Source organism: Limimonas halophila (genome assembly GCF_900100655.1).
Taxonomy (GTDB): domain Bacteria; phylum Pseudomonadota; class Alphaproteobacteria; order Kiloniellales; family Rhodovibrionaceae; genus Limimonas; species Limimonas halophila.
Genome location: NZ_FNCE01000003.1, coordinates 189,093 through 209,233, shown reverse-complemented (window position 1 = coordinate 209,233; position 20,141 = coordinate 189,093). Strand labels below are relative to the sequence as shown.

Genomic DNA, 20,141 nt, shown 5'->3' with positions numbered 1-20,141 from the left:
GCATGAGCCGCTTCTAGAGTCGGCGACGAACCCGCTGCGCCAGGGAGTGCCGCGATGACAACCACAGGCCTCGACACCTTCGACACGACAATCCAGGAAACCAACATTTGGCTGAAACAGCTGATGACGGAGCTGGAAAGCGACGACCGGCGCGAGGCCTACCATTCGCTGCGCGCGAGCTTTCACGTGCTCCGCGACCGTCTGCCGCCCGAGAACGCCGTCCACTTCGGCCAGCAGTTGCCGATGCTGCTGCGCGGGCTGTTCTACGAGAACTGGCACATCGCCGGCACGCCGACCACGGAGCGCCACATCGCCGAGTTCGTGAACCGCACGGGCGAGGAACTGCCGCGCACCTCGGGCCTGGAACCGGAGGCGGCCCTGCGCGCCAGCTTCGCGGTGATGTGGGACCGCATGGACGAAGGCGAGATCCACAAGACGATCCGAACCCTGCCCGCTGGGCTGCGCGATCTCTGGCCCCGCGACGCGCGCGAGGACTGATTCACTCCGTCCGTTTCACTGTTCCCGGGAACCGGCAATGGCCGACGACGACCTGCCCATCGAGATCAGCTTCCAGAACATGGAACCGTCGGACTTTATCCGGCGCAATGTGATGGAGAAGGCGAACAAGCTGCAGCGCTTCGCCGACCGCATCGTGGGCGTGCGCGTGGTGATCGACGCGCCGCACCGCCACCACCACAAAGGCAAGACCTACGACGTCCGCATCGACATCTCGATCCCTGGCGAGGACGTGCGGGTCACGCACCAGGGCCCGAAGGACCAGGCGCACGAGGACGTCTACGTCGCCATCCGCGACGCCTTCGACGCCGCCGTGCGGCGGCTGGAGGACGCGGTGCGCAAGGCGGACCCCCACCGGGTCAAGACGCACGACGAACCGCTCACCGGCACGATCCGCAGCCTGTTCGACCACTACGGCTTCATCGACACCAGCGACGGGCGCGAGATCTACTTCCACCGCAACAGCGTTGCGGAAGGCGATTTCGACGAGCTGAGCAGCGGCGACCGCGTGCGCCTCGTGGTGGCCTACGACGAGAGCCCGCACGGGCCGCAGGCCAGTACGGTCGTGCCGCTCAGCCCGCACGGTCGCGCGTAACGGCGAGAGCGCGATGAGAACACGCAGGACCATCTCGCGAACCGCATCGCGCTCGATCTCTTTCGTTTGCGGGCATGACTCAGCGCCCGCATCGTTGCGATCCGGCCTCATCGTGCTCTGACGGATGCCGCACCAGCCCCAGGCGCTCGCGGCGGTGGAAGCGCGCGAGCAACAACCCCGCCACCGCCGCCAGCCCGGCCGCGAGGCCGAGCCAGACCCCCACCGGCCCCAGGGCGAGCGGAAACGCCAGCGCCCAGGCCGCCAGGATGCCGACGCCCCAGTAGCCCGTCAGTGCGATCGCAAACGGCACGCGCACGTCCGACAGCCCGCGCAGCACGTTCTGGCCCACCACCTGCGCGCCGTCGACGAGCTGGAAGCCGGCGGCGACCAGCAGCAGCATGCGCGCGACCTCGACCACGGCCGCGTTGGCCGGGTCCGCCGGATCGCGGAACAGCCCGATGAGTGCGTCGGGCGCGCTCAGCAACACCACCGACGCCGCCGCCATCACGATCCCCGCGAGGGCGAAGGCCGTCCAGCCCGCGCGGCGCACGCCCTGCGGGTCGCGGGCGCCCTGGGCGAGGCCCACGCGCACGGTGGCCGCGAGGCCGATCCCCAGCGGCACCATGAAGGTCGTCGCCGCCACCTGGATGGCGATGCCGTGGGCGGCGAGCGGCACCTCGCCCATCGTCCCCATCATCAGCGTCGCGGCGGTGAAGATCCCCACCTCGCACAGCAGCGTGGCGGCGATGGGAAAGCCCATGCGGGCGATGGCGGCGAAACGCGCCCAGTCCGGTGCCAACAGGCGGTCGAGGATGCGGTAGGCGCGCAGCCGCGGCACCCGCAGCACCACGGCCAGCAGCGCCAGCGCCATCGCGGTGTTCACCAGGGCGGACGCGATGCCCGCCCCCGTCACGCCGTAGGCCGGCACGCCCAGCGCGCCGAAGATGAAGACGCGGTTGAGCAGCACGTTGACGCCCACCCCGCCCCACATCACCAGCAGCGCCAGGCCGGGCCGCGAAAGCGCCGACACCAGCGAGCGCAGCACCATGAACACGGCCGCGCCGGGCAGGCCCCAGCGGGCGGCCCCCATATAGCCGCTCGCGGCCTCCGCCGTCGCCGGGTTCTGGCCGAGCAGGGCGAGCATCCAGGGCGTCAGCGACAACAGCGCGATCAGCGGCAGCGCCACGGCAAACGCCATCCACAGGCCCTGGCGCACGGTGCGCCGCACGCCCTCAAGATCGCCGGCGCCTTCCGCCTGAGCGGTGAGCGGCTGCACCGCCTGCACCACGCCGATCGCGAACAGCAGGAAGAAGATGAAGACGTCCGCCCCCAGCGTGCCCGCCGCGAGCGCGGCCGTGTCCACGCGGGCGAGCATCAGCACGTCGGTGACGTGGATCGCGATCTCGCCCAGTTGCGTCGCCACGATGGGCCCGGCCAGCGCGGCTGTCGCGCGCAGTTCGCGCAGCCAGGGCACGAGCGGGCCGGTTGTCGGCACGGGCACCAGGGAGTCGCGTGGCGGCATGGCACCTGCGGCGTGGACACGGCTTCGACGGCGGCGCCCATATCACAGGTCAGTCGCGCGGTCGCCCGTCACGCCCGCGCGATCCCCGCACCCCCGGAGAACGCCATGACACGCACCGTGGCCGTGATCGGCCTCAACGCCTTCAACCGCGCCAAGCTGGAGGCGCTGCGCGGCGCCGAGGCAATCACCTTCCACGGCATTCTCGACCCGGACGAGCTGGTCTACGACGTGGCGGGGTTCGACCTGGCGGCCGCGCTCGCGAAGGCGGAGACCGAGATCCGGGCCATCGACGGCGGGGTGGACGCCATCGTCGGCTACATGGACTTCCCGGTGTCGACGATGCTGCCGCTTCTGTGCGCACGCTTCGGCACGCGCACGCCGACCCTGGAAAGCCTGCTGATGTGCGAGCACAAGTACTGGAGCCGGCTCGTTCAGCGCGAGGTCATCCCCGACAACGTCCCGGCCTTCACGGCCTTCGATCCCTTCGACCCGGAGGCGCTGGGCCGCATCGGCGCCGCCGGCATCGGCTTTCCCTTCTTCGTCAAGCCGATCAAGTCCTCGGGCGCACGGCTGGGCTTCCGCATCGACACGCCCGAGGATTTTGCCGCCGCCGCGGAGCGGCTGCGCGCCGAAAACGAAGTGGTCTCGGCGCCCTTCAACCGCATCCTCGATCACGCCGAGCTGCCGGACGCGGTGCGACGCGTGAACGGCCATCACTGCCTGGCGGAATCCATCATCGGCGGCCACCAATGCACGGTGGAGGGCTACGTCCACGACGGCGAGGTGACGGTCTACGGCATCGTGGATTCCGTGCGCTATCCCCACGTCATCAGCTTCTTCCGCTACGACTACCCCTCCACGCTGCCCGAGCGCGTGCAGCAACGCATGCGCGAGCTTGCGGCGACGGTCATGCGCCGCACGGACGTCGACAACGCCCCCTTCAACATCGAGTTCTTCTGGGACGAGGCGCTGGACCGCATCTGGCTGCTGGAAATCAACCCGCGCATCTCGGAATCCCACTGCGACCTCTTCGAGAAGGTGGACGGCGTCAGCAACCAGCAGGTCGCGATCGACCTGGCGCTCGGCATGAAGCCGCGCATGCCGTGGCGCGAGGGCGCCTACACGCTCGCCGCCAAGGTCTTCCACCGCGTCTTCGTCGCCGACGCCACGGTCACGCGCGTGCCCACGCAGGCGGAGATCGACGCGGTGCGCGCGCGGGTGCCCGGCACCCTCGTGGCGGTGCAGGTGCGCGAGCGCATGCGCCTGTCCGAGCTGCCCGAGCAGGACAGCTACAGCTACGCCGTCGCCTGGATCTGGCTGGGCGCGCACTCGCGCGCCGAGCTGCTCGCCAAATACCGCGCCGTGCTGGACGGCCTGCCCTTCGCGTTCGACGAAATCGCATCCAACGCGCCGGCTCACCCCGGGGGAGGCGACCCGCCCCACGCGTGAGGCGATTATCCATTGGGGTTATTTGCGTTCGAGGTTTGCACGCCGACGCCCTTGGCGGCAGGCTACGGACAAAGATAACCGACCGCTGGGAGGGTCAGGACCCATGCATCGCCATCTCAAAACGCTCGGGGTTGCCGCGCTCGCGGCCGGCGTGGCGCACGCGGCGCAGGCGCAGGACGATCCCATCGAGTTGGGCGCCATCTACATCCTGTCCGGCGCCGCCTCGACCTACGGGGAGTTCGCGCAAGACGGCGCCGACCTCGCCATCGACCGCATCAACGAAAACGGCGGCGTGCTCGGCCGCGAGCTGGAAATCACCTACGAGGACAGCCAGATCGAGGCGAAAACCGCCATCCAGGCCATGCGCAAGCTGGTCTACCAGGACGGCGTGGACCTGCTGATGGGCCTGGACTCCAGCGGCGTCGCCACGGGCGTGGTGCCGGTGGTTCCCGAGGTGCAGACGCCCTTCGTCATCACGCACGCGGCCACGCCCGACGTCACGGGCAAGCTCTGCAACGAGTGGACCTACCGCGTCAGCGTGAACATCAACCAGAACGTCAAGGGCGCGGCCATCACGGCCGCCGAGACGGGCGCGGAGACCTGGACGACCGTGGGCCCGGACTACGCCTTTGGCCACCAGAGCTGGGAGTTCTTCCAGCAGTACCTGAGCGCGGAGAACCCGGACGCCGAATTCTCGGATTCCCCGTCCTTCCCCGCCTTCGGCACGGAGGACTTCACGCCCTTCATCAACACCGTCATGGACCAGAACCCCGACGGCGTCTTCATCTCGCTGTGGGGCGGCGATCTGGTCAACTTCGTGCGCCAGGCGCAGGACCTCGGCTTCTTCGAGCAGGACTTCGAGGTCGTGATGTCGCTGGGCGCGGCCACCGAGGTGCTGGACGCGCTGGGTGAGCAGATGCCGCCGGGCGTCCACGTGGGCACGCGCTACTGGTTCGCCGCCCCGGACAACGCGGCCAACGACACCTTCGTGAAGGCGTTCAAGGAGCGCTACGGCAAGATGCCGAGCTACAACGCCCAGAACGCCTACGCCGCCGTGCACGCCTACAAGGCGGCGATCGAGAAGGCCGGCTCGGTGGACAAGGCCGCCGTGCGCGACGCGCTCTCCGGCCTGACCTTCGACGCACCCATCGGCAAGATCCACCTGCGGAAGGGTGACCACCAGGGCGTCGTCGGGCCGGTCTACGGCACGACGGCCGAGGAGATGGCCGAGGGCATCCGCACGCTGGAGAACGTGCGGGAGTTCGACGGCAAGACGGTGACGCCGCCGGTCGCCGAGACGGGCTGCAAGCTCGACGGTTAAACACCATCGACGTCGCGCCGCCGGGCGGCGGGCCGTAAACCCCGCCCGGCGGCGCTCTTCCCACGACCATCCGGACGGATCGAGCCAACCGTGGACACGATCGTCGCCGCCCTGTTGAACAGTCTCGACCTGGGCATCCTGCTCTTCGTCATCGCGGTCGGGCTGAACATCATCTTCGGCGTCCTCAACGTCATCAACTTCGCCCACGGGGCGCTCTACATGCTGGGCGCCTACGGGGCCTATACGGTCGTGGGCCTGCTGGACCTGCCGTTCTGGTTGGCGCTGCCGGTGGTGCCGCTGGTGGTCGCGGCGCTGGCGGTCGGCGTGGAGCGCGTCATGCTGCGCCACATCTACGACCGCCCCATCACCGACAGCCTGCTGCTGACCTTCGCGCTGCTGCTGATCATCGACGAGGCAGTGCGCTGGATCTGGGGCACGAGCATCCACGTCGTCGAGCCGCCCGCCGGCCTCAACGGCACCTTCACGGTGCTGGGGGCACAGCACCCGAGCTACAGCCTCTTCGTGCTGCTCGTGGGCGCGCTCGTGGGCACGGGGCTGTGGCTCTTCTTCGCGCGGACCCGGGCCGGCTGGGTGATGCGCGCGGCGGCCAGCGACCGCAAGATGGCACGGCTGGTGGGCATCGACGTGCCGCGCGTCTTCACGGCCGTGTTCGCGCTGGGCGCGGGGATCGCGGCGCTCGGCGGCGTGGTGGCCGCGCCCCTGCGCGCCATCGGCCCGTCCATCGGGGCCAACATCATCGTGGAATCCTTCATCGTCGTCGTGATCGGCGGCCTGGGCAGCTTTCCCGGCGCCTTCCTGGGCGCGCTGATCCTGGGGCTGATCCACGGCTTCGGCTCGCGCTTCCTGCCCGAGCTGAACATGGTGCTTCCCTACATCGGCATGGCGCTGGTGCTGCTCGTCAAACCGCAGGGCCTGATGCGGAGGGCGGCGGCGTGAGCATGCGAACGCTGATCGCGCCGGGACTGCTGGCGGGGCTGCTGGTCGGCCTGTGGTTCCTGCCGGCGTGGGCCCCCTACTTCTACGTCTTCGTCGCGACCGAGGTGCTGGTGCTCGGGCTGTTCGCGGCCGGGTTCAACCTCGTCTTCGGCTACACCGGCATGCTCAGCCTGGGCCACGCGGCCTTCTTCGGCATCGGCTGCTACGCTTCGGCGATGCTGTTGCTGCATCTGCAGACGCCGCTGATCCTGGCGCTGCTGGCGGCCACGGCGGCGGGCGGCGTGCTGGCGCTGGCGATCGGGGTGTTCTGCGTGCGCCTGACCGAGGTGTACTTCACCATGCTGACGCTGGCGTTCGGGATGATGGTGTTCTCGATCGCCCAGCAATGGCGCTCGGTGACGAACGGCTCCGACGGCATCACGGGCTTCCGCCTGGGCGAATTCGGGGTCGGCCTCGACCTGACGCTCGCCGACCCGGCGGTGTACTACCACGTCACGCTCGTCGTCGTGGTGCTGGCCGCCGCCCTGCTCTACCTCATCACGGTGTCGCCGTTCGGGCTGATCCTGCGCGCCATGGCGGAAAACCTGGAGCGCGTCGCCTTCACGGGCATCCCGGTGCGGCGCTACCGGCTGTACAGCTTCGGCATCTCGGGCGCCTTCTCCGGCCTCGCGGGCGGGCTGTTCGCGCCCTTCACACGCGTGGCCTCGCCGGACATGGTGCACTGGTCGCAGTCCGCCGAGCCGGTGCTGATGAGCATCCTGGGCGGCTCCAGCACCTTCCTGGGCCCCTTCGTCGGCTCGGGCATCTTCATCCTGCTGGAAACCTGGCTGACCAGCTACACCGACCGCTGGATGTTCTTCCTGGGCGTCGTGCTGGCGGCGATGGTGATCTACCTGCGCCGCGGCCTGTTCGGAACCGCGGTGGACCGGCTGGCAAGGCGGCGGTGACGGTCATGGCGCACGCGGACGATCCCATCCTGCGCGTGGAAGCGCTCGCCAAGCACTTCGGCGGCGTCGCGGCCGTGGACGAGGTGTCGGCCGAGTTGTGGCCGGGCGAGACCGTGGCGCTCATCGGCCCCAACGGCGCCGGCAAGACCACCTTCTACAACATGGTCTCCGGGCGCATGACGCCGAGCGCGGGGCGAATTCTGTTCAAGGGCCGCGACATCGCTGGCATGCCGCCCCACCGCATCGCGCGGCTGGGCATCTCGCGCTCCTTCCAGATCACCAACGTCTTCGGCGAGATGTCGGTGCGCGAGAACGTCCAGGTCGCGCTGGTGAGCCACCGCCGCAAGAGCCTGCACCTCTTCCGCGTGCTCGGCTGGGACCGGATGCTGCGCGAGGAGGCGGACACCATCCTGGGCCGGCTCGGTCTCGCGGAGATGGCGGAGGCGCGGGCGGAGACGCTGTCCTACGGCGACAAGCGGCTGCTGGAACTCGCCATCGTGCTGGCGATCGAGCCGGAATTGGTGCTGCTGGACGAACCCACCGCCGGCATGACGCCGGAGGAAACGCGCAAGGTGGTGGCGCTGCTCAACGAGCTGCGCCGCGACCGGCCCTACACCTTCTTCATCACGGAACACGACATGTCGGTCGTCTTCGGGCTGGCGGACCGCGTGCTGGTCATGCACCGGGGCCGCCTGCTGTCCCAGGGAACGCCCGACCAGGTCAGCGCAGACCCGAACGTGCGCGCGGCCTACCTCGGCGACGCGGAAACCAAGTGATGCTGGACGCGAGCGAGCTTCACACCTTCTACGGCGAGAGCCACGCCCTTCACGGCGTCAGCCTGTCCGTCCGGGAAGGCGAAACCGTGTGCCTGCTCGGCCGCAACGGCGCGGGCAAGACGACGACGCTGTCCTCGCTGGTCGGCATCGTGCCGCCGCGCCGCGGCTCGGTGCACTTCCGGGGCCACGACATCACGGGGCTGCCCGCGCACGAGATCACGCGGCGCGGCCTCTGCCTCGTGCCCGAGGACCGGCGCATCTTCCCCGACCTCACCGTGGCGGAGAACCTGGAGGTGTCGCGCTACCGGGGCCGCGAGCGCGCCGAAAGCTGGACCGTCGAGGGCATCTTCGACAGCTTCTCCATGCTGGCGGAAATCCGCGACCAGCCCGGCAAGACGCTCTCCGGCGGGCAGCAGCAGATCCTGGCGATCGCCCGCGCGCTCGTGGGCCAGCCCGTGCTGCTTCTGCTGGACGAGCCCAGCGAGGGGCTGGCGCCCGTGATCGTCCACCAGATCGGCGCCCTGATCGACGAGCTGGCGGGCCACACCACGGTTCTCTTCACCGACCAGAACCTGCCCTTCGCCTTTCAGCACGCCAGCCGCTGCTACATCCTGGAAAAGGGCCACGTGGTCTACGCCGGCACCACGGCGGAGCTGCAGGCCAACCCCGAGCTTCAGGACCGCTACCTCTCGGTGGCCTGACGCGCCCGGGATTGACGCCGCGCGCCGTCCGCGACGGGATCGGCCCGTGGCCTATTCGTCCAAGCTCCTCGTCCCGCTGTTCGCCTTCTTCGTCCTCTACGGGCCGCAACCGCTGCTGCCGCGCCTGGCGGAGGTGTTCGCCGTCACGCATTCGCGCGCGGCGCTGATCATGACGGCGACGCTGGTGCCGCTGGCGGTGGCGCCCGTCGCCTACGGCGCCGTCCTGGCGCGGGTGAGCGCACGCACCGTGCTGCTGGTGAGCGTCGCCGGGCTCGGGATCTTCACCATCGGCTTCGGGCTGGTGGAGAGCTTCCCCACGTCCAGCTTCCCCGCCGCCGTGACGCTGCGCCTGGGCCAGGGGCTGCTGCTGCCGGCGATCCTGACGGCGACGATGACGGCGCTGTCGGAAACCACGGCCACCGCGCGCATGCAGGCCGTGATGTCCGCCTACATCGCCACGACCGTCGCGGGCGGCCTGGGCGGGCGGCTGCTCGCGGGCGTGCTGGCGACGAACGCGAGCTGGACGCACTTCTTCGTCCTGGTGGGTGCGGCGCTGCTGGCGAGCCTGCCCGTCATATGGCGCATCCCCGCGGGCAGCGCCGCCGCGACGCGGCCCACCGGCGGCTGGCACCTGCGCGCCGTGCTGCGCCGGCGGAGCACCTGGCGCATCTATCTGGCGATCGCCTGCCTCTTCTTCGTCTTCGTCGGCGTGCTGACCTTCCTGCCGTTCCGTGTGAAAGCGCTGGCCCCCGCGACCACGGACCAGGGGATCGCGCTGCTCTACTGCGGCTACCTCATGGGCATCGTCGCCTCCCTGGCCGCGCCGCGCCTGATCGCGCGCGTGGGCACGCCGGGGCGCACGCTGCTGGCGGGCTACGCGATCTATGCGCTCTCGGTGCCGCTGCTGCTGGTGGGGGTGCTGCCCGCCGTCTTCGCCGCCATCTTCGTCTTCTGCTTCGGGATGTTCCTGGTTCACGCCATCGCCTCGTCCTGGGTCAACGAACGCGCGGGCGAGGCGCGCGGGCTGGTGAACGGGCTCTACGTCGCCTCGTATTACAGCGGCGGGGTGCTCGGCTCCTACCTGCCGGGGCTGGTGTTCGAACGCTTCGGCTGGGCGCCCATGCTGGCCGGGCTGCTGGGGATCGCCGCGATCGGCCTCGTGCTCGCGGCTTCGGCGGTGCGGGCGGACCGCGCCGTCGACACCCCGCCCCACGCCGAGACCTGACCGGCTGGTCCGCGCGCCGGCCGCGCGCTACCCTTCGGCCCGAATGTTTCACCGTTCGGGCGAGCGACGCCGCCATGACCCAGCCAGCCGGGGCGCCGGCCACCACCGACCGGCCTGACGAAAAACACCTCGCCATCCTGCGCGCGCTGGCGCGCAAGGTGCTGTGGCTGTCGGCGTGGACGATCCACAACGCCAACCACCTGCGCGACAACCCGGACGGCGTGAAGGTCGGCGGGCACCAGGCCTCCTGCGCCTCGCTGACGACGCTGATGACGGCGCTTTACTTCGACGTGCTGCGGCCCGAGGACCGCGTTGCCGTCAAGCCGCACGCCAGCCCCGTCTTTCACGCCATCCAGTACCTGCTCGGCCAGCAGGACGTGGACCAGCTCCGCCGCTTCCGCGGCTATGGCGGCGCGCAGGCCTATCCCTCGCGCACCAAGGATACGGACGACGTCGATATCTCCACCGGCTCCGTCGGGCTGGGCGTGGCGATGACGGCCTTCGCCAGCCTCATCCAGGACCACGTGCGCCTGCGCGGGCTGACGGATGGTGAGCCGCCCGGGCGCATGGTTGCGCTGGTGGGCGACGCCGAGCTGGACGAGGGCAACGTCTCCGAAGCCCTCTTGGAGGGCTGGAAGCACGACGTCCGCAACGTCTGGTGGATCATCGACTACAACCGCCAGAGCCTGGACGCCGTGGTGTCCGACCGGCTGTTCGGCCAGATCGACCGCCTCTTCGAGGCCATGGGCTGGGACGTCATCACGCTCAAGTACGGCAAGCAGCAGGAGGCGGCCTTCCGGCAGCCGGGCGGCGAGGCGCTGAAGGACTGGATCGACCGGGCCTCCAACGCCCTCTACAGCGCGCTCGTCTTCCAGGGCGGCGCGGCGTGGCGGGCGCAGCTCACCGCCGACATCGGCGACCGGCCGGGCGTGGCCGAGCTGCTGGCGCAGTACGACGACGAGCAGCTCCACGCCCTGATGACCAACCTGGGCGGGCACGACATGGAAACCGTGCTGGAAGCGCTGCACGGCATCGACGACGACCGGCCCAAGTGCATCATCGCCTACACCATCAAGGGCCACGGCCTCCCCTTCGCCGGGCACAAGGACAACCACGCCGGCATCATGAACGCGGAGCAGATGGACGCGTTCAAACAGCGCCACGGCGTGCCCGACGGGCGCGAATGGGACCGCTTCGCCGGCTTGGAGACGCCGGCCGACGAGCTTCGTGCCTTCCTCGACGCCGTGCCCTTCGCGCGCGACGGCCGCCGCGACCGCTCGGCTCCGCCCGTGGCGGTGCCGGAGCGCCTGCCCGCGCCGAGCGGCGCGCGCCTGAGCACCCAGGAAGGCTTCGGCAAGATCCTGGACGGCCTGGCGCGCGAGGATGGCGAGCTGGCCAACCGCATCCTGACGTGCTCGCCCGACGTCACGGTGTCCACGAACCTGGGCGGCTGGGTGAACCGGCGCGGCATCTGGGATCGCCAGCGCCGGTCCGACGTCTTCCGCGACCAGAAGCTGGCCTCGGCGCACCAGTGGGCGATGGCGCCCGAAGGCCAGCACCTCGAACTCGGCATCGCGGAGAACAACCTCTTCATCCTGCTGGCGGCGGCGGGGCTGTCGCACCGGCTGTTCGGCACGCGCCTGCTGCCGGTGGCGACGCTCTACGACCCCTTCATCAAGCGCGGGCTCGATGCCCTGAACTACGCCTGCTACCAGGACGCGCGCTTCATCGTGGCGGGGACGCCCTCGGGCATCACGCTGGCGCCGGAGGGCGGCGCGCACCAGTCCATCGCCACGCCGCTGATCGGCATGGCGCAGGACGGGCTCGCGGCCTTCGAGCCGGCGTTCGTGGACGAGCTGGAGGTGATCCTGCGCTGGGGCTTCGAATACCTCCAGCGCGATGCGTCGGCGGCCCCCGCGACCGACTGGCTGCGCGACGTCGAGGGCGGCTCGGTCTACCTGCGCCTGTCCACGCGCCCGGTCGAGCAACCCGATCGCACGCTCGACGCGGCCACGGAGCGCCGCATCGTCGCGGGCGGCTACTGGCTGCGCGAACCGGCGCCGGGAGCGGAGTTGGCGATCGTCTACACGGGCGCGGTGGCGCCGCAGGCGCTGGAAGCGTTTGAGACCATCGCCGAAGAGGTGCCGGGCGCCGGGCTGCTCGCCGTCACCTCCGCCGACCGCCTCAACGCCGGCTGGACCGCCGCCACCAAGGCGCGGCAGACGCAGGGCGACGGCGCCACGGCCCCCGTCGAGGATCTGCTGGCGCCGCTGGCCCCGGACGCGGGCCTCGTCACCGTGCTGGACGGCCACCCAGCGGCGCTGGCGTGGCTGGGCTCGGTGCGCGGTCACCGTGTGCACGCGCTGGGCGTGGAGCACTTCGGCCAATCGGGTACGGTGTCCGACCTACACAGCGCCTACCGCATCGACACCGAGGCCATCCTCGACGCCTGCGCCGCCGCGCTCCTGGAGCGGCGGCGGCATCGATGACGCTTACCCACGCGCCGCGATCCAGGCCGTGATCTCGGGCCATAACTCGGCATGGGCGCGTTCGCCCAGGAGCGGGACGAGGTGCTGGAGGCTGACGCCGGGTTCGCCGGGGATCTCGATGCGGCGCACCTGGGCGCCGGGCATGCGCGCGACGAAGGGGTCGATCGCTTGGGGCGGCGCCACGGCATCCGCCGCGTTGCCGACGACGAAGGCGGGACAGCGCAGCGCGGCCGGCCCGACGGTGGGTCCGCCGAGGTCGAGCGTGCCCCGACAGAACCGATCCTCGCGGTAGAGGGCCGTCAGCATCTCGCCCAGCAACGGTGCGGGCAGCGCCACCTCGGCCAGGGCCCAGCGCTCGATGCGGGTGTGAAGATCGTGCGCTTCCGGGTGCAGCAGGCCGTCCAACGCGCGCGCCCAGACGAAGGTTTCCGGCGCGGCGAGCGCGCTCAGGTGCGACAGCAGCGACCCCGGCACGATGCCGTCGCTGTCGGGGTGGCGGGGCGCCATCGCCACCAGGGCGTCGCGGAAGCGGCTGCTGCCGGGCGCGAAGCACAGCGGCGCATCCAGCAGCACCAGCCCGGCCAGGCGGTCAGCGTGGGCCGCCGCGAAGATCGCCGCCAGCGTGCCGCCCAGGGAATGCCCCATCAGCACCGGCGCACGCCCGCCCGTCGCCCGCCGCACAGCCGCCACCGCCTCGCCGATGCCCGCATCCGCATAGGCCGCCAGCGTCGCGCCGGAATCGCGCGGCGCCGGGGCGGCCCATGCCAGCAGATGCACGTCCAGGCCCCCGCGCAGGCACGCGCCAACCACGCTGCGGGTGGGCGTCAGGTCCCAGATGTCGGGCCGCTTGATGGGCGCGGCGACGATCAGCACCGGCGGCCCGGCCCCTTGACCGTACGCGCGCAAGCGCCAGCGCTCGCCCGAGGCCGCGACGCGATAGGGGTGTCCCGCCGGGCGGTCGCCGGCCGCATCCAGCATGGCCGCCTGCGCGCGGCGCATGGCATCCGCAAGCTCGTACATGGCTGACCCCGGCGCCCGGTCCGGGCCAGCGTAGCGCACATCCCGAGCGGGCACGCTTCCCCTCTTGAAGGTCGTCCTTTGCGGCGGGTGAATGTGCCCCGCGCCCGCGATGGGCAAGATGCTTCCCCTATCCCGCGGAGGCGCCGGAATGCCCGAAACAGCCCCGGCGACCATCACCCTCGCCCTGTGCGGCGACGTCATGACCGGCCGCGGCATCGATCAGATCCTGCCGTACCCGGCGCCGCCGCACCGCCACGAGCCGGTCGTAACCGACGCGCGGGCGTACGTGGACCTGGCGGAAGCCGCCAACGGACCGGTCCCCAAGCCGGTGGACTGGCGCTACGTCTGGGGCGAGGCGCTTGCGGATCTGGAGCGCGTGCAGCCGGCCGTGCGCATCGCCAACCTGGAAACGGCCGTAACACGCAGCGAGGACGCGGCGCCCAAGGGCATCACCTACCGCATGAACCCGGCCAACGCGCCGGTGCTGACCGCTTTCGGGCTGGACGTGGCGACGCTTGCCAACAACCACGTCCTTGACTGGGGCGAGCGCGGCCTCACGGACACCCTGGACACGCTCGACGCCGCCGGCATCGCGCGCTGCGGCTCGGGCCGGGACAGCGCCGCAGCGGCCGTGCCCGCCGTGGTGCCGCGCGCGGACGGCGGGCGGGTGCTCGTCTTCGCCTGCGCCCACGGCTCCAGCGGTGTGCCGGCGCATTGGGCCGCGCGCCCCGACCGGCCCGGCGTGAACCGCCTGCCCGACCTCTCGGACACAAGCGCGGATGCGCTCTGCCGGCACATCGCCGCGTGGCGGCGGCCGGGCGACGTCGTCGTGGTGACGGTCCACTGGGGCGGCAACTGGGGTTTCGACGTGCCGGCCGATCAGCGGACCTTTGCCCGCGCGCTGATCGCGCGGGGCGGCGTCTCGGTCGTCCACGGCCATTCATCCCACCACGCCAAGGCGGTGGAGCGCCACCGTGACGGCCTGATCCTCTACGGGTCCGGCGACTTCCTCACCGACTACGAGGGCATCGCCACGCCCGGCAGCTACCGCGACGACCTCGTGCTGCTGGTGCTGCCCGAGATCGCCGTGGCCGACGGCAGCGTGCGCGCGTGCACGCTCGTCCCCTTTCAGCTTCGCCGCATGCAGCTGGCCCGCCCGAGTGCGGCGGACCGGCGCTGGCTGGCCGACACGCTCGCCCGCGAGAGCACACCCTTCGACACCGCCGTCACGCTGACGGCCACGGGCAGTATGACCGTGACGGCCTGCTGACTCGCCGCGAACGGACAAATCCGTGCAGCACGACGATCCGAACAGCGGCCGCGTGCGTACCAGATAGCACCATCTTTCTGGGAGCGAACGCGATGGTTTGTGCACTCTCGTATCTGGCCGCGTCCGCCGGGTTCGCCGCCGGCCTGACCGCCGGCGGGCTCGCCGGCGCCGCGTATGTCTGTGCGCAGCGGTCCCGCCAACAGGCGCAGCGCACGGGGGAAATTTGATGTTGATCCGGCTCGCCGCGAACGCCGCCGTCCACGCCGCGGCCGGGGTGGCGGTCGCTGGACTCGCCGCCGTGGCCGTTGAGGGCTGGCGCCGCGCCTACGCCACGGACCGCGATGGCCGCGCCGATCCCCTCGACGTGCCACCGCCGGCCCCCACACCGCCGAGTGCCGCCGGGGACGGCAGCGCGGGCGAGTCGGATGCCTGACGCGCCGATCGACCGCCTGCCCCCGCGCCTGGCTTCGCGCACGCGGGCTCTGCGGGCCGGCGAGCCCGGTCCGCGGGGCGCCTACGTCCTGTACAGCCTGAGCGGCAACCTGCGCGGCCACGAAAACCAGGCGCTCGACGCGGCAGTGGCGCTGGGCAACGCGCTGGGCCTGCCGGTGCTGGCGGTGTTCGAACTGAGCGAGCGCTACCCCTTCGCCAGCGACCGCCACCACCGCTTCGTGCTGGAGGGGGCGCGCGAGGCCCTGGCGACGATCCGCGAACGCGGCATCGCCACGGCAGCCTACGTCCACCGGCCGGGCGCGCGCGAGGAGGCCACGCCCCGCCTCGCCCGCGATGCCGCGGCCGTGGTCTGCGACGACCAGCCGACAAGGTCCTACCGCGAAGACCGCTCGGCGCTCCTGGCGGCGACAGCGGAGCGGGAGACGCCAGTTCTGGCCGTGGACGCGAGTTGCGTCGTGCCCATGATCCAGGTCGGCCGCGCCTTCGACCGGGCGTACAAATTCCGGTCGGCGACCAAGGATCAGCGGGCGGACCGCCTGCACGCGGAGTTCCCGCCGGTGGCGCCACGCGTCGCGCCCGACGCCGGCACGCTGCCCCGCACGCCCACCGATCTGGACGCCTGGGATCTGGGCGAGCTGACGGCGGCCTGCGAGATCGACCACAGCGTACCGCCCGTGCCCGACGACCCCGGCGGCGAAGCGGCGGCGCAGACGCGCTGGGCCGCCTTCCGCGACCACCGCCTGGCGGGCTACGCCGCGCGCCGCAACGACGCGCTGCAGGACGGCGCGGTCAGCCACCTCTCGCCCTATCTGCGCCACGGCATGATCGCGGCCACCCAACTCGCGCGCGAGGCGGCGGCGCAGGGCGGCAAGGGCCCGGAGAAGTTCCTGGAGGAGCTGCTGATCTGGCGGGAGATGGCGTGGAGCTTCGCCCACTTTGCGCCGGACCACGACACCGTCGACGTGCTTCCCGACTGGGCGCGCGAGAGCCTCGACCGCTGCGCCCTGGACCCGCGTCCGGCGCTCTACGTCTGGGAAACCCTGGCGCGCGGACGCACCGACGACGCCTTCTGGAACGCGGCGCAAGCCGGGTATCTGCGGCGCGGCTACCTGCACAACAACGTGCGCATGACCTGGGGCAAGGCCCTGCTGCCCTGGACGGAAGGGCCGGACGTAGCCGCGCGGATGCTGGTGGACCTGAACAACCGCTACGCCCTCGACGGCGGCGACCCGAATTCCTACGCGGGGCTGTTCTGGTGCCTGGGCGCCTTCGACCGCCCCTTCGACCCGGAAAAGCCCATCTTCGGCCGCGTGCGCCCGCGCAGCACCGAGGTCCACGCCGAGCGCCTGGACACCGCACGGTTCGCCGCGCTTCAAACCCGACGCCCCGCGGGCGAGATGCCGCGCGTGGCCGTCATCGGCGCCGGGCCCGCCGGCTTGATGTGCGCGCGCACGCTGGCCGACCAGGGTGTTGCGGTCACGGTGCTCGACAAGGGCCGGCGCGTGGGCGGGCGCACGGCGGCCAAGCGCCTGTGGGCGGACGTTCACGCCGACCACGGCGCTCCCTGGTTCCGCGCGGACGATCCCCGGCTGGCGCCCTTTGTGGAAAGCTGGCTGGACCAGGGCGTCATCCTGCCCTGGGACCCGGAATTGACCGGCGACGACGGGCGCTACGTCCCGGTGCCGCACAGCCGCGCCCTGGCCGAGCATCTGGCCGCCGACCTCGACGTGCGCAGCGGCGTGCGCGTCGACCGCTTGACCCGCGACGCCGGCGCCTGGTCGCTCACGACCGATGCGGGCGTATTCGGCCCGTTCGACCGCGTGGTCGTCGCGGTGCCCGCGCCGCAGGCGGCCGAGCTGCTGGCGCCCTGTCCGGCGCTGGCCGAGGCCGCGCGGGGCGTGCGCTACGCGCCCTGCATTACCGCGATGGCGCGCTTCGCCGCACCCGTTTCCGGGGTGCCCGACGTCGTGCGTGGGAATGGGCCGGCCCGCATGGCGATCCGCAACAGCGCCAAGCCGGGCCGGGAGATGAACGAAGAGGTCTGGGTGCTGCACGGCGATCCGGCCTGGTCCGCCGAGCACCTCGACGACGATGCGGACGCGGCGGCAGGCGAGCTGGTCGCAGCCTTTCGCCAGCGCGTCGAGGCACCCGAGCCGGTCGCGGTCACGGGCCACCGCTGGCGCTACGCCCGCGCGGAAACGCCGCTGGACGCGGGGTGCCTCTTCGACGGCGACGCCGGCGTGGGCGCGTGCGGGGAATGGTGCCTGGGCGGCGGCATCGACGACGCCCTGCTCTCCGGCATGGCGATGGCCGGGCGCGTCTTTGCCAGCGAGCCCGACATCGCGGCGCGCGGAGCACCCCGCACCGTCGCCGCGACGGAACCGATCGAATAGGATTTAAAACGGCGTGCCACCGCCGACGCCCGCGTTGGCGGCGGCGTCGCCCATCTCGGGCACGAGCAGCCGGCCGCCGAGGGCGTAGATCCGCTTCCAATCCGCGTCGTCGACGCGAACGCCGTTTTCCAGGGCGTCGTCGTGGCGTTCGTCGAAAGCTCCAAAGCCGAGCGTGGTCGTGCAGGCGCTGGCGTCGAGCGTGTCCACGAACTGCCCGCCCAGCACCAGCAGCCCGTCCGCCGGCACGCCCGCGAAGGTGCCCGGCGGCCCCTCCTGCACCTCGGCGCGGCGCTGGGCCACGCGCACCAGGCGCTCGCGGTCTTCCAGGCTGGCGAGCAGCGCCCCCTCGATCCCGCGCGCGGCGGCCAGCCCGCCGAGCCCGGTGACGAAGTCCACGTCGCGGCAGCCGTGCACCTCGATGCGCGCCTCGCCGTGCTGCTGGGTGAGAACGTCCAGCACATCCAGCACGTCCGCGCCGACCGCAAGCAGCGAGCCGCCGTGGCCGTCCAGGCGCGCCGAGCTGCCGTCCACGGCAAGATCCGGCACGGGCAGCTTGACGCCGTCCAGGCGGTCCAGCCGGTCGAGCACGCGGCTCAGGCCGTCGTCGCCCAGGATGTCCAGCGTGGCGGCGATGCGGGCCGCGTCCGGCGCCAGCCCAGCGGGAAAGCCCATGCCCTCGAAGGCGCGCGCGTAGCGGCCGCGCAGTTCGTTGATCGACAGCAGCATCACAGCGCCTCCGGCACGACCGGGAAGGCCCAGTCATCCGGTGGACAGGTCAGGCAGTGCGGCGGCGCCCCGCAGGCGTCGCAGCCCGTCAGCTCCTCCGGCAGGGGCGCGCCCTTGAACATCGTGATGCGGATCCAGCGATCCGACTTGGGGTCGAAGCGCACCGCGCCGAACACCGACAGCTTGAAGCGCAGCAGGTCGATGGGGCGGATGTCGGCGCCCAGCAGGTTGTCGCGGATCTCGCCGTAGGGCGCGTGCGCCATCGTTTGTACCCGGCGGGTGATCGCGCGCAGGTCCGGCCGCCGCATCAGGAAGGCCGCCACCGCCTCGTGCAGCGACTCGTTGTCCAGCTTTGCCAGCGCCGCGTGGAGGCGCGCCGCCTCGCGCCCAACGCCGATCATCATCTCGCGCTCGGCGCCGGACTCGCAGCAGCGCTCGCCGATGCGCGGCTCCTCCTTCGCCTCGGCGCGGTACCAGAAGTAGTGCTGGTTTTCCTCCGCCGTGTAGTCGGTCTCGATGGCCCAGCGGTAGTGCCGCTCCAGCAGATCCTTGAGCGTGAACAGCCGCATCGCCGGTTCGAGCCACAGCTCGTCGTCGCAGGTGAGCCGGTCCTCCAGCTCGTCGACGAGGTCGCCGTAGGGCTCGATCATCAGGCTGTGCACCATCTCCTGGGTTTCCAGGGAGAAGCGCTGCGCCAGCGTCCGCGCCAGCCGCCGCCAGGGATGGTCGGCGGCCAGGATGCTCTCGCCCTCGGCCGGGAACAGCTCGGCGTGCAGCGTGCGCAGCTCGGCGCGCAGCGTGTGGATGTCCGCCATCTGGCGTTCGTCGGCGGTCTGCCACTGATCGGCATGCGTGATCGCGCGCTCGAAGAGTTGCTGGAAGCGGTCCAGCCGCCACGCCTCCGCAGAGGGCACGGCCTTGACGCGCGCCAGCGCGGTCTCGCGCGCCCAGGCCCAGCCGTGGATGATCTTGGGGTGGTTCACCAGGAAGGGCGCCATGCCCAGGCCCGTGGCGTTGCCCACGCCGAAGGCGCGGCGCAGGCGCGGGTCCAGCCCGACCGCGTTGTCCGGGTCGCGCAGCCGGGCGACGTGCTCGACCAGATCCAGCGAGAACAGCCGCGCCAGATAGACGGTGAACATCTGCGCGCTGAAGGGCTGGCGGAAGGCCGTGTGCCGGCGCACCTGCTCATAGTCGGCGAGGCCGAACTTGCCGTTGCCGTAGACGGCCGTGGTGCGCATGAGGTAGCCGACCTCGTCCACCTTCCCCGGGTCCGGCTGCTGCCCGGCGGCCAGGGCGTCCACGACGTGGGCGAACAGGCGCGTGCTCTTGTTGCCGCGCGAGAGGACGATGTCCTCGGGGCGCATGCGCCCAGCTTCCTGAAGCGGCACGTTGGCGCGCAGGTCGTCCAGATGGTCTTCGTCCGGTTCGCCGTCGGTGAGCGCGAAGGTGTAGTCCCAGCGCTCGGCGATCACACGGTCGGTGCGGTCTTCCTCGGGGATGTCGTGGGCGAAGACGACGAAGCTGTAGCGGCCGTCCGGCGTGTCGACGGTGTAGACGGCCTCGCCCGTCTGGTCGGCCCCGATGTCGAAGCGCTGGCACTGGATGCGCCAGCCCTCGCGCGCCATGCGGCGGGTGAGCGTGCGCATGAAGCTGATGCGGGTGCCGTGCATCGCGCCCATGCGCGACAGGCGCATGACTTCGGCGGGCGGCCGCAGGGGATCGCGCGGCACGTCGCGAACGCGCTGCTCGTAACCGCGGACCGGCGCATGTGTGGGCATCGC

17 protein-coding genes are annotated in these 20,141 nt (G+C 71.4%); 13 read left to right on the top strand and 4 right to left on the bottom strand.

Translation table 11 applies throughout. The features are described 5' to 3' along the window. The first annotated feature begins 54 nt into the window (after positions 1-54). Positions 55-498, top strand: coding sequence for a DUF2267 domain-containing protein (locus BLQ43_RS06460; RefSeq protein WP_090019313.1), 444 nt, complete (start codon positions 55-57; stop codon positions 496-498). A gap of 37 nt (positions 499-535) precedes the next feature. Continuing rightward, entirely contained in the window at positions 536-1,111 is a 576-nt protein-coding gene (locus tag BLQ43_RS06455; protein WP_090019312.1) for an HPF/RaiA family ribosome-associated protein, read from the top strand. A gap of 79 nt (positions 1,112-1,190) precedes the next feature. Here BLQ43_RS06455 and BLQ43_RS06450 read toward each other — a convergent pair whose 3' ends face one another. Then, the gene (locus BLQ43_RS06450) at positions 1,191-2,633 is read right to left on the bottom strand and encodes an MATE family efflux transporter (RefSeq protein ID WP_090019311.1); all 1,443 of its coding nucleotides are present in this window, start codon (positions 2,631-2,633) and stop codon (positions 1,191-1,193) included. A gap of 105 nt (positions 2,634-2,738) precedes the next feature. Here BLQ43_RS06450 and BLQ43_RS06445 point away from each other — a divergent pair, with 105 nt between their 5' ends. The 8 genes from BLQ43_RS06445 to BLQ43_RS06410 all read left to right on the top strand — a co-directional run bounded on the left by BLQ43_RS06445 (position 2,739) and on the right by BLQ43_RS06410 (position 12,498). Beyond that, positions 2,739-4,082 carry an ATP-grasp domain-containing protein gene (locus BLQ43_RS06445; RefSeq protein ID WP_090019310.1) on the top strand — a complete coding sequence of 448 codons (1,344 nt, stop codon included), beginning with the start codon at positions 2,739-2,741 and terminating at the stop codon, positions 4,080-4,082. Positions 4,083-4,185: 103 nt separating this feature from the next. After that, positions 4,186-5,403 (top strand): ABC transporter substrate-binding protein, encoded by a 1,218-nt coding sequence (locus tag BLQ43_RS06440; protein WP_090019309.1) that lies wholly within the window; start codon positions 4,186-4,188, stop codon positions 5,401-5,403. Positions 5,404-5,493: 90 nt separating this feature from the next. Continuing rightward, the gene (locus BLQ43_RS06435) at positions 5,494-6,360 is read left to right on the top strand and encodes a branched-chain amino acid ABC transporter permease (RefSeq protein WP_090019308.1); all 867 of its coding nucleotides are present in this window, start codon (positions 5,494-5,496) and stop codon (positions 6,358-6,360) included. Between the two features lie 2 nt (positions 6,361-6,362). Further along, a complete protein-coding gene (locus BLQ43_RS06430; RefSeq protein ID WP_090019307.1) occupies positions 6,363-7,307 on the top strand; it encodes a branched-chain amino acid ABC transporter permease in 945 nt (314 codons plus the stop codon). A 5-nt stretch (positions 7,308-7,312) separates the two neighbouring features. Next, positions 7,313-8,083, top strand: coding sequence for an ABC transporter ATP-binding protein (locus tag BLQ43_RS06425; protein WP_090019401.1), 771 nt, complete (start codon positions 7,313-7,315; stop codon positions 8,081-8,083). Next, positions 8,083-8,784: an ABC transporter ATP-binding protein gene (locus tag BLQ43_RS06420; protein ID WP_090019306.1), complete on the top strand. Its 702-nt coding sequence runs from the start codon at positions 8,083-8,085 to the stop codon at positions 8,782-8,784. Before BLQ43_RS06425 ends, BLQ43_RS06420 begins: the two co-directional genes overlap by 1 nt. A 46-nt stretch (positions 8,785-8,830) precedes the next feature. Then, a complete protein-coding gene (locus BLQ43_RS06415) occupies positions 8,831-10,009 on the top strand; it encodes an MFS transporter (RefSeq protein ID WP_143006177.1) in 1,179 nt (392 codons plus the stop codon). A 74-nt stretch (positions 10,010-10,083) separates the two neighbouring features. After that, positions 10,084-12,498 carry a thiamine pyrophosphate-binding protein gene (locus BLQ43_RS06410; RefSeq protein ID WP_090019304.1) on the top strand — a complete coding sequence of 805 codons (2,415 nt, stop codon included), beginning with the start codon at positions 10,084-10,086 and terminating at the stop codon, positions 12,496-12,498. A gap of 3 nt (positions 12,499-12,501) precedes the next feature. Here the strand turns inward: BLQ43_RS06410 and BLQ43_RS06405 are convergent, their stop codons facing one another. Beyond that, positions 12,502-13,518, bottom strand: coding sequence for an alpha/beta fold hydrolase (locus BLQ43_RS06405; protein ID WP_176758553.1), 1,017 nt, complete (start codon positions 13,516-13,518; stop codon positions 12,502-12,504). Positions 13,519-13,666: 148 nt separating this feature from the next. On the opposite strand from BLQ43_RS06405, the gene BLQ43_RS06400 reads away from it, so the two are divergent. The 3 genes from BLQ43_RS06400 to BLQ43_RS06395 all read left to right on the top strand — a co-directional run bounded on the left by BLQ43_RS06400 (position 13,667) and on the right by BLQ43_RS06395 (position 17,634). Then, positions 13,667-14,788 carry a CapA family protein gene (locus tag BLQ43_RS06400; RefSeq protein WP_090019303.1) on the top strand — a complete coding sequence of 374 codons (1,122 nt, stop codon included), beginning with the start codon at positions 13,667-13,669 and terminating at the stop codon, positions 14,786-14,788. A 226-nt stretch (positions 14,789-15,014) separates the two neighbouring features. Then, positions 15,015-15,221 carry a hypothetical protein gene (locus tag BLQ43_RS14570; protein WP_176758552.1) on the top strand — a complete coding sequence of 69 codons (207 nt, stop codon included), beginning with the start codon at positions 15,015-15,017 and terminating at the stop codon, positions 15,219-15,221. Further along, positions 15,214-17,634 (top strand): FAD-dependent oxidoreductase, encoded by a 2,421-nt coding sequence (locus tag BLQ43_RS06395; RefSeq protein WP_176758551.1) that lies wholly within the window; start codon positions 15,214-15,216, stop codon positions 17,632-17,634. Before BLQ43_RS14570 ends, BLQ43_RS06395 begins: the two co-directional genes overlap by 8 nt. A 3-nt stretch (positions 17,635-17,637) precedes the next feature. On the opposite strand, the gene BLQ43_RS06390 is transcribed toward BLQ43_RS06395, so the two are convergent. Continuing rightward, complete coding sequence (locus BLQ43_RS06390; RefSeq protein ID WP_090019301.1) at positions 17,638-18,360, bottom strand: DUF3726 domain-containing protein; 723 nt, start codon at positions 18,358-18,360, stop codon at positions 17,638-17,640. Next, positions 18,360-20,138 carry a hypothetical protein gene (locus BLQ43_RS06385; protein WP_176758550.1) on the bottom strand — a complete coding sequence of 593 codons (1,779 nt, stop codon included), beginning with the start codon at positions 20,136-20,138 and terminating at the stop codon, positions 18,360-18,362. Before BLQ43_RS06385 ends, BLQ43_RS06390 begins: the two co-directional genes overlap by 1 nt. Between the last annotated feature and the right edge of the window lie 3 nt (positions 20,139-20,141).